We start from the raw sequence: 9840 nt of genomic DNA on the forward strand, positions 1-9840 counted from the left end.
ACACCAATCCCCAGACACGCACCCCTCCCTCGTTTTGTCCCTAAAAGGTGATCCGTGCAGTCCGTGGGCCGGTAGGCGAGTCACGGCTCCCAAGTCGCGTCAGCGAAAGTCCGGTAGGGCAGGCGACGCCACCACACTTCCGGTACATGCCACCTCGACGCAATCCCGTTGCGGCGCAAGCACGCGAGTAGTCTTCCCCCCGAGTTACCTGGCCTCGAGCCGCCGAATCACATGTTGATCCCGGCCCGTCGCGAAGCGCGGGCGCGTGCCTGCTGGCGGCGTTGTTCCGGGGTCGTGTACACGTGGACGAGCTCGGTCATGATGTTGACCGCGACCCCCGGATCGAAAATCGACCCGGTCGGCTCAGCGTCCGGAACACCGTCGGCGGTGACCGGCGGCACGACAGTTGTCGGGAAGAGGTAGAGGCTGCCTTCGGGTTCGGTCGTGACCGATTCCCCGGTGGGCGTGCACCATTCGACGACCCGGCCAGGGTGGTGGCGAACGGTCCAGCCGTTGGCGTGATTGTCGGCGAGTGTCTTGAGGCGGTGGTGTCGGCGGCAGCGCGCCCCGAGGTTGTCCTCGGTGGTGTGGCCCCCGGCTTGCGGGTCGCTGTGGTCGAACCGGTCTTGGTGATCGAGATCGCTGGCGGCAGCCGGAATGTGGCAGCCGGGTGCACGGCAGATCCCGTCGATCGCGCGAGCTTGGCGGGCGATGCGGGCCCCGGGCCGGTAGCGCAGTTCGGTTGCGGTGACTGGGTTGTCGCCCTGACGGGTGGAGGCATGATTGGCGGTCGCGATGGTGGCGGGCCCCGGTGTGGCGGCGTGGGTGGTGCTGTCCCCTGCCGGTGCGGTTGCGGTCTCGGGGGTGTTGTGGGAGACGGTGGACGCACCCGGGGCGGCGGAGCCGGTTTCCGCAACAGCGGTTGCCGCGGTGGCCGCAGGCCCGGCCGTAGCGAGGGTGCGGATGGCATCGGGAGTGGTGACGGTCGCTGCGGCGGAGCCGGTTTCCGCAATACCGGCGGGCGTGGTGGTGGGGGTGATGATCTCGAAGCGGGCGTGGCGGGCGATTTGGCGGGCCAGGTCCGGGTCGATCGCGCCGAGACCGGACAGCAGGGCCGGGTTGTCTTGCAGACCGGCCAGGGTTTCCGCGGAGACGCCGACCTGGACAAGGGCTTTGCGCGCGACCGCGGTCTCACCGACGACGGCGCGGGGGCAATCGTCCTGGCCGCACTGGCAGATCAGGCGGCCGGTGCCATCGGCGAGGGCCACGAGGGCGTCGGCGCGGCGCTGAGCGACGGTACGCGGGTCCTTGCGGCAGCACTGGCCCGATGCCATCTCGCGGAGGCGTTCATAGACGGCTTGGCCACCTGCGGCGGGCAGGACACCGTCAAGCAGCGCAGTGCCGTCGTCGTGGGCGGTGATCGAGACGTACCGGTCAGCCTCGGCGGCCTTGCGTCGCGCGGCTTGACCGGCCGGGTCGGCTTCGAGGAGGCGACGGCGGGCGGTGCGGCGGATACGTTGCGGCTCAGCGTTTTCGGCGTAGACGGCGAGGTTCGGCTCCAGCTCGGCGAGGAGCTCCTCCGAAGCGTTGGTCAGCGACTTGCTGATCGCACGGGTCTGCGCGAGATCGATGCGACCTTCGGCGAAGGCTTCACGGGTGGCCGGGTAGCGGTTCTCCAAATCCAAGCCGAGCGCGATCAGGCCGTCGGCGGAAGCTTGTGAAACCTTCAGGGCGATACCGATTTCGGTGGCGGTGTCCTCACCCGCGTTGAGGTTGCTCACGCCCAGGTCGAGCTGCTGTTCGCGACGCAGGTGGTAGAGGCTGGTCATCAACGCCACCTCTTCGGCTTGCAACGCAGCAATCTGTGAGTGCACGGCACGCAGGTGGGCGACAACCGCTTGCGCGGTAGCCATCTCATCTGCGATGTCGTTCATGCTATCGATCATAGTTTCGACTAGAGAGACACGACAGCGCGATCAAGCAACACGCCCTGTAAATCATTGGCTAATAACCCTTTCGGATCGCAAAGGCTCTTTGCAAACACTCTTTTCACCGCTACCGTTGAGACATGGCCGATCAGCCGGAACCAGAATTCATCACCGACGTCGCAGTCCTCCGCCTCCTCGCACACCCCCTGCGAAGACGGATCGAAGAGCAGTTGCGGGCCGGGCCGGTGAATGCGACCAGCCTGGCGCAGGCGCTCGGCGAGAACACCGGGTTGACCAGCTATCACCTGAGGCAGTTAGCCAAATACGGCTTCGCCGAGGAAGTTCCGGAACTTTCCACCGGCAAGGAGCGGTGGTGGCGGGCAGTGCCGAGGGATCGGAGGTTCCCCCGCTACAGCGGTCAGACCGAGGAAATGCGCACGGCCAGTGCGGAGATCGCACGCCAGCATCTAGCCGAGGTCTGCGAACTGTATGAGTCTTTCGAGCGGCACGCCGATGAGATGGGTTCGTGGGCCGACGCTTTCACCTACTCCCGCTCCACGATCCGCGTAGATCAGGCGCGCTTCGAGGAGTTCTTCGAGGAGTACATAGCGCTGGTCAAACGCTTCCGCGCGAGCGAAGACGAGAGCCAGCCCGACGACGGCCGAAAAGCCGTGCTGCTACGCATGTTCAGCTTCCCGGAGATGTGAGATGTCGATACAGGCCCGAGTCGGACGGGCCCTGCTCCCGTTCACCCTTTTGACCATTCTTCTCGCCCTGCTACCCCTGTCGGCGTCCCCCGCGTCGGCGACTCCTGACGCCGGTTCACACGACGTCACCTTCGCCGGAGGCAACGGCCTGACCCTGCACGCCACCGTATTCACGCCCACCACAGCATCTTCCGAAACTCCCGGCATCGTGCTGGTCGGCGGATCCGGCCCCGGCCCTCGCCAGGAGTACCGACGCGAGGCCGAAGCCTTCGCCGCGATGGGCATCACCACCCTCGTCTACGACAAGCGCACCGACGGCTATTCCATGACCCACCGAGATCTGAGCCTCCTGGCCGACGATGCCCTCGCCGCCGTCCATGTTCTCCGCGAGACGCCAGGGGTGCGCCCGAATCAGGTGGGGATGTGGGGTTTCAGCGAGGGCGGCTGGGTGGCTCCGCTCGCGGCCTCCCGCTCGAACGAGGTGGCGTTCCTGATCACCCTCGGAGCGTCCGGCTTCACGCCGCTGCGAACCCAGACCTGGAATCTGACGAATCAGCTACGCCACCACGGTGATTCCGGACCGCTCGCCACCACCGTGTCCGGCCCCGCCGCCCGCCTCATCGATGCCGCCGGACTGTTCCCCGCCGCCGATTTCGACCCCCTGCCCGCCCTGCGCAGCCTGCGCATTCCCGTACTAGGACTGTGGGGAAGCCACGATGTCCAGGAACCACCGGCGGAGAGCGCGGCGGTATTCCGTGCGGCGCTGGCCGCCGATCCCAGCGTGACCCTCAGATTCCTCGACGCCGCCCACAATGGCCGCGCCACCACCAATGGCTTCGACCGTGTCGGCCCGTCGTACGAATCACCCATTCCACCAGGCGATTTCGCTCCGGCCTACCTCGACGCCATGAGCGCCTGGCTGCGGCAGATCGCCGACGGAACCCCGCCCGCCTCCTCCGTGGACCAGTTTCCGGCACAGGCCAGGACCAGCCACGATCCCGGCGACGACGCCCCGTGGTCCTCCCCGGCCCTGCAAACGATCGCGCTCGGATTGATCGTCGCGGTCTTCCTCGGATACGCGGGAATTTCGTTCGCGAACAAGGGAATACGCACCGCCCAGCGGTCCCGCCGAGCCCCTCGATGGCTCGCGGTGACCGGCCTCTTCACCACCCTCGCCACGGTCGGCTACCTGCTGTCCCTCTACGCGACCGGCGCACACTCCCTCGGCCCCGTCATCCTGCACCGTCCCCTCCCCTGGCTCGCGCTCCAACTGCTGGCCCTGGCCACCGCCGCCCTGCTGGCCTCCACCACGGTCACCACGATCCGGCACCGAACCGCACTGTCCACAACCCACCGGTTCGCCAATTCCGCCCTGACCGCCACCGGCTTCGTATGGTTGGCCTGGGCCCTGAGCTGGGCTCTGCTCTTCCGATGAGTTCCCGGGCCGCGCCTCGTCTGCATTCCCGGGAGCGAAAGACACCGATCCGAGGAGTTCACATGTCCTACACAGCGCGCCCGGGCGACCCGATCTGGACCGACCTGTTCACCACCGACACCGACGGCGCGATCGCCTTCTACGGCGACCTGTTCGGCTGGACCGCCGATATCGCGCCGGAGCACGGCAACTACATCACGTTCCGCAAGGACGGCAAGGCCGTCGCGGGCGGCATGGTCAATGACGGCAACGGCGGCCCGAACCAGTGGACCGTCTATCTGGCCAGCGAGGACGCCGAAAAGACCGCGCAAGCCGTGGCAGCGTCCGGCGGCATCGTCGTGGTCCCGCCGATGGAGGTCGGCGATCTCGGCAAGTTCGCGGTCTTCGGCGACAACGGCGGCGTCGGCATCGGTGTCTGGCAGTCCGGCACCATGACCGGTTTCGAGCAGCGCGGCATCGTCGGCGGCGGTCACTGGGAGGACCATGTAGGCGCGCCGTCCTGGTTCGAACTCCACACCCGCAGCTACGACGACGCCTTGAAGTTCTACCGTGAGGTCTACGGCTGGCAGGACCCGTTCACGATCTCCGATGCCCCCGAATTCCGTTACACCACAATCCATTCCACCACCCCGATGCTCGGCGGCGTGATGGACTCGACGAACTTCCTACCGCCGGGCGTGCCCGGCTACTGGACCGTCTACTTCGGGGTCGAGGATGTGGATGCCAGCGTCGCCAAGGTGCTCGAGCTGGGCGGCAGCGTCGTGGCGGCGGCCGAGGACACTCCGTACGGCCGCATGGCGGCCGTCGCCGATCCCAATGGCGTGCGATTCAGCCTGGGCGGCAACAAGTCCTGAGACAGGACGAACGGCCCGGTCTCCACAGCGACCGGGCCGTTCGAATACTCCCGCGGCGACGTAACCGGCACCCCAGCTGCGCCTACCACGCCTCCTCGGGAATCCTCACCCGCGCATGCCGGTGGCCAATGTCTGTTGCCGTCCCAGTCCCGCGACCTCCACGACGATGACATCACCGTCGCGCAGATACGGTTTCGGTTCCGGCCGGCTGACCGCGACTCCCGCCGGGGTCCCGGTGAGCACGAGATCGCCGGGTTCCAGCGTCATCAGCGAGCTCAGGTACACCAGCAGCTCGCCGACCCCGGAGACCATGTCCCCGGTCGAACCCGACTGCCGCCGTTCACCGTTCACCCACAGTTGCAGCGACAGCGACTGCGGGGAATCGATCTCGTCGGGCGTGACCAGCCACGGCCCGATGGGCGTGAAGGTGTCGTAGGACTTGCCCTTCACCCAGGTCGGTTCGCCCGCGATGCCATTGCGTTCGGTTACGTCGTTGGCGGTGACGTACCCGCCGACCGCCCCCAGCGCGGCGGCGGGATCGGCGCAGTCGCGCAGCCGCTGCCCGAGCACCACACCCAACTCGACCTCGTGGTCGGTGGCGCGGCTGCCGCGCGGAATCTCGATGGCGTCGTAGGGCCCGCTGATCGTGGTGCCCGGCTTGAGGAACACCACCGGCCGGTCCGGAATGGCTGCGCCGATGGCGGCGGCGTGGTCGGTGTAGTTGAGGCCGACGCCGATCACCTTGCCGGGCCGCGCGATCGGGGCGCCGATGCGCTGACTGGCGTCGAGCTCGGGCAGGTTGTCGGACGCGAGCGCCCGCGTCACCGCGCCGAGCGCGGCGGGATCGCCGAGCAGCTGCCCGTCGATCTCGGCCGCGATCGCCGACAGGTCCCGCAGCACTCCCGAATCATCCAGCGCGGCAGGCTTTTCCGAGCCCTTCGCGCCGACACGCAACAGCTTCACGAAACGCCTCCCGCCTGCTCGGCGACCAGCAGATAGTCTTCGGCAACCCGGAAACCGAGCTGCTGCAACAACATCGCTCCGGCCGACAGGCAGCGCGCCTCGTCGGGTTCGATCTCGATGAGCGAGTAGGCGGCGGCGAATCCGGCGCCGTGCAGGCGATCCTCGGACAGCGTGTTGCGGCCGCAGACCGCGACCACCGGCACGCCCGCAGCGCGTGCGGCGGCCGCGACCCCGGCCGGGGCCTTGCCGTGCAGGGTCTGCTCGTCGAGCTTGCCCTCACCGGTGATCACCAGATCCACCCCGGCCAGCTGCGACTCGAAACCGACCAGCTCCAGCATCAATTCGATGCCCGGCCGCAGGGTGGCGCCCAGCACCGCGAGCGCGGCGAATCCGACACCCCCCGCGGCGCCGGCGCCCGCCGTCTCACGCCGATCCGACCCGAGTTCCGCGGCCAGACGCTGCGCCCACTGCCCGAGAGCGGCATCCAGCTCGGCCACCTGGGCCGGATCGGCGCCCTTCTGCGGTCCGTAGACCGCAGCGGCCCCATAAGGACCGGTGAGCGGGTTGTCGACATCGCAGGCCACGATGACCTCGACGCCGTCCATCCGCTCCCGCAGGGCGGTCAGGTCGATGCTGTGCACCCGGGTGAGAGCCGCTCCGCCGTCGCCGACGGGATACCCGTCGGCGTCCAGCAGGCGAGCGCCGAGCGCTTCCAACATGCCTGCGCCACCATCGGTTCCGGCGCTGCCGCCGATGCCGAGCACGATGCGGCGGCATCCCGCGGCGACCGCGGACGCGATCACCTCGCCGGTTCCCCGGCTGGTGGCGGTCATCGGTCGCAGCAGGCCGTCCGGCAGCCGCACCAGGCCCGACACGTCCGCCATCTCGACAACGGCGAGATCCTCTCGGCGGGCGTAGGCGGTCAGCACCGGTTCCCCGGTCGGCCCCGACGCGGTCAAGGGAACCGCGTCGAAGCCTGCCGCGAGGGCGGCGGCGACGGTGCCGTCACCGCCGTCGGCCACGGGCACCACCGACACCTGGGCGTCGGGTCGTGCCCGCCGGATTCCGGCCCGCACGGCCGCCCCGACCTGCACCGCGGTCAGCGAGCCCTTGAATTTGTCGGAGGCGATCAGTACACGAGCCATGAAGGGAATCCTCTTAGTCCAGCGGAACGGTTGCGGTAGGTGCGTCGGCGAACGCGGAGGCCAGCTCCTCGAACTCCGTGATCGCGTCGATCCCGGCCGCACCCATGGACACGTTGGTGACACGCTCGAGAATGCACTCGACCACGACCGGCACCTTGTACTCGGCCATCAGCGACTTGGCCTTCTCGAAGGCCGGGCCGATGTCCTCGGGGTTGAAGACGCGAATCGCCTTGCAGCCCAGGCCCTCTGCCACCTTCACGTGGTCCACGCCGTAGCCGTTGACCTCGGGCGAGTTGATGTTCTCGAAGTCCAGCTGGACGTAGTAGTCCATCTCGAACGCCCGCTGCGCCTGACGGATCAGGCCCAGGTACGAGTTGTTCACCAGCACATGGATGTACGGGATGTTGAACTGCGCGCCGACGGCCAATTCCTCGATCAGGAACTGGAAGTCGTAGTCACCGGACAGCGCCACCACGGGCTCGTCCTTGACGGCGGTGGCCACACCCAGCGCGGCGGGCAGGGTCCAGCCCAGCGGCCCGGCCTGACCGGCGTTGATCCAGTGCCGCGGCTTGTACACGTGCAGCATCTGCGACGCCTGGATCTGCGACAGACCGATGGTGGTCACGTAGCGGGTGTCCGGGCCGAACGCCTTGTTCATCTCTTCGTACACACGCGCCGGCTTCAGCGGCACGTTGTCGAAGTGGGTCTTGCGCTGTCCGGTGGCGCGCTTGGCACGCACCTGCTTGACCCACGCGCTGTGGTCGGTCAGCGAGCCGACCTTGTCCAGCGACTCGGCGACGGCGATGAACTGCTCCAGTGCCGCACCGGCATCGGAGACGACACCGTAATCGGGCGCGAACACGCGGCCGATCTGGGTCGGCTCGATGTCGACGTGCACGAAGGTGCGGTCCTTGGTGTAGACGTCCAGCGCGCCGGTGTGGCGGTTGGCCCACCGGTTGCCGATGCCCAGCACGAAGTCGGACTCCAGCAGCGACTCGTTGCCGTAGATGTGGGAGGTCTGCAGACCGACCATGCCCGCGTTCAGCTCGTGGTCGTCGGGCAGGGTGCCCCAGCCCATCAGGGTCGGGACGACCGGGACACCGGTCAGCTCGGCGAACTTCACCAGCAGCTCGGAGGCGTCGGCGTTGATGATGCCGCCGCCCGCGATGATCAGCGGACGCTTGGCGGCGTTCAGCATCTGCAGCACCTTGGCGGCCTGCGCCGGGGTAGCGGCGGGACGCGTGACCGGCAGCGGCTCGTAGGTCTCGATGTCGAACTCGATCTCGGCCAGCTGCACGTCGATCGGGAGATCGATGAGCACCGGGCCCGGACGGCCTTCGCGCATCAGCCAGAACGCCTTCTGGAAGGCGCCGGGCACCTGGGCGGGCTCCAGCACGGTGGTCGCCCACTTGGCCAGCGGCTTCGCGATGGACGCGATGTCGACGGCCTGGAAGTCCTCCTTGTGCAGCTTGGCCACGGGCGCCTGGCCCGTGATGCACAGGATCGGAGTGGAATCCGCCGAGGCGGAGTACAGACCGGTCACCATGTCGGTGCCCGCGGGGCCGGAGGTGCCGATGCAGACACCGATGTTGCCGGCCTGGGCGCGGGTGAAGCCCTCGGCCATGTGCGAAGCGGCCTCGACGTGGCGGGCCAGCACGTGCTTGATGCCACCGTGCTTCTTCATGGCGGAGTAGAACGGGTTGATCGCGGCGCCGGGCAGGCCGAAAGCCTGTGTGGCCCCTTCCTTTTCCAGGATCAGGACCGCCGCGTCGACGGTACGCATGCGTGCCATAGTGCTCAGTTCTCCTTGTCCAGCTTGCCGCTCAGGCGCTCGACGCCGCGCAGCAGTGCAGAGTGGTCCAGGTGGCCGTCGCCGTTGGCGCGGGCCGAGGCAACCAGCTGCGCGATCAGCGAGCCGGCGGGGGTCACCAGTCCGGCCTCGCGGGCGGCGGTGGTGAAGATGCCCATGTCCTTGTGGTGCAGGTCGATACGGAAGCCCGGGGCGAACTCGCGGTTGGCCATCTTGTCGCGCTTCTGGTTCAGCACGGCCGAACCGGCGAGGCCGCCGCCGAGGACATCGAGGGCCGGGCCCAGGTCGACGCCGTACGCCTCGAGGAAGACCACGGCCTCGGCCAGCGCCTGGATGTTGGTGGCCACGATGAGCTGGTTGGCCGACTTCACGGTCTGGCCCGCGCCGTTGGTGCCCACGTGCACGACGGTCTTGCCGACGGTGTCCAGGAACGGCTTCGCGGTGGCGAAGTCCTCGGCCGAACCGCCGACCATGATCGACAGGGTGGCGTTCACGGCACCCGGCTCGCCGCCGGAGACCGGGGCGTCGATCAGGCGGAAGCCACGCTCGGCGGCCTGCTTGGCCAGATCCTGGGTGACGTCCGGGCGGATCGAGGAGAAGTCGATGATGAGCGCGCCGGCCTCGGCGGTCTCGAAAACGCCCTTCTCACCGGCGAGTACGGCCTGCACGTGCGGGGAGTCCGGCACCATCACGGCGACGACATCCGCGCCGCGCACGGCATCGGCGATCGAGGTGACGGCGCGGCCGCCGGCGTCGACCAGCTTCTGCGCGTTGGACGGGTTCAGGTCGAAGCCCTTGACCGTGTGGCCCGCGTTCTGCAGGTGGACGGCCATCGGGCTGCCCATGATGCCGAGGCCGATGAAAGCGATATTGCTCATGATCAGTTCCTAAGTCGTTGGGGGTGCGGCCGTCCGGGGAGCGGGTGCCTTCCGGGTAGAGCCCGACCAGGCGGCCCTCACCGAGCAGCTTGCGCGCGGTGTTGAGAGCGGATTCGGCCG

At 68.2% G+C, this 9840-nt stretch carries 8 protein-coding genes and 1 pseudogene; 3 read left to right on the forward strand and 6 right to left on the reverse strand.

Annotated features, from left to right (window positions below; all coding sequences use genetic code 11):
- Positions 1-227: 227 nt before the first annotated feature.
- Positions 228-1934 (reverse strand): DUF222 domain-containing protein, encoded by a 1707-nt coding sequence (locus ACWELQ_RS04200; RefSeq protein WP_452395572.1) that lies wholly within the window; start codon positions 1932-1934, stop codon positions 228-230.
- A 134-nt stretch (positions 1935-2068) separates the two neighbouring features.
- Here ACWELQ_RS04200 and ACWELQ_RS04205 point away from each other — a divergent pair, with 134 nt between their 5' ends.
- The 3 genes from ACWELQ_RS04205 (at position 2069) to ACWELQ_RS04215 (ending at position 4924) form a co-directional block, all read left to right on the forward strand.
- Entirely contained in the window at positions 2069-2635 is a 567-nt protein-coding gene (locus ACWELQ_RS04205) for a helix-turn-helix domain-containing protein (protein WP_452395573.1), read from the forward strand.
- 49 nt (positions 2636-2684) lie between these two features.
- Complete coding sequence (locus ACWELQ_RS04210) at positions 2685-4070, forward strand: alpha/beta hydrolase family protein (RefSeq protein ID WP_452395574.1); 1386 nt, start codon at positions 2685-2687, stop codon at positions 4068-4070.
- A gap of 62 nt (positions 4071-4132) precedes the next feature.
- Complete coding sequence (locus tag ACWELQ_RS04215; protein ID WP_452395575.1) at positions 4133-4924, forward strand: VOC family protein; 792 nt, start codon at positions 4133-4135, stop codon at positions 4922-4924.
- 105 nt (positions 4925-5029) lie between these two features.
- On the opposite strand, the gene ACWELQ_RS04220 is transcribed toward ACWELQ_RS04215, so the two are convergent.
- The 5 genes and pseudogenes from ACWELQ_RS04220 to ACWELQ_RS04240 form a co-directional block, all read right to left on the reverse strand.
- Complete coding sequence (locus ACWELQ_RS04220) at positions 5030-5887, reverse strand: fumarylacetoacetate hydrolase family protein (protein WP_452395576.1); 858 nt, start codon at positions 5885-5887, stop codon at positions 5030-5032.
- Positions 5884-7032, reverse strand: a complete 1149-nt coding sequence (locus ACWELQ_RS04225) for a glycerate kinase (RefSeq protein WP_452395577.1) — start codon at positions 7030-7032, stop codon at positions 5884-5886. The genes ACWELQ_RS04220 and ACWELQ_RS04225 overlap by 4 nt, the downstream gene beginning before the upstream one ends.
- A 13-nt stretch (positions 7033-7045) precedes the next feature.
- Positions 7046-8824, reverse strand: coding sequence for a glyoxylate carboligase (gene gcl / locus ACWELQ_RS04230; protein ID WP_452395578.1), 1779 nt, complete (start codon positions 8822-8824; stop codon positions 7046-7048).
- 5 nt (positions 8825-8829) lie between these two features.
- Positions 8830-9720: a 2-hydroxy-3-oxopropionate reductase gene (locus tag ACWELQ_RS04235; RefSeq protein ID WP_452395579.1), complete on the reverse strand. Its 891-nt coding sequence runs from the start codon at positions 9718-9720 to the stop codon at positions 8830-8832.
- A gap of 25 nt (positions 9721-9745) precedes the next feature.
- Positions 9746-9840 (reverse strand): annotated as a pseudogene (locus ACWELQ_RS04240) (1-acyl-sn-glycerol-3-phosphate acyltransferase); the annotation flags it as partial.

The sequence above is a fragment of the Nocardia sp. NPDC004722 genome (assembly GCF_053601505.1).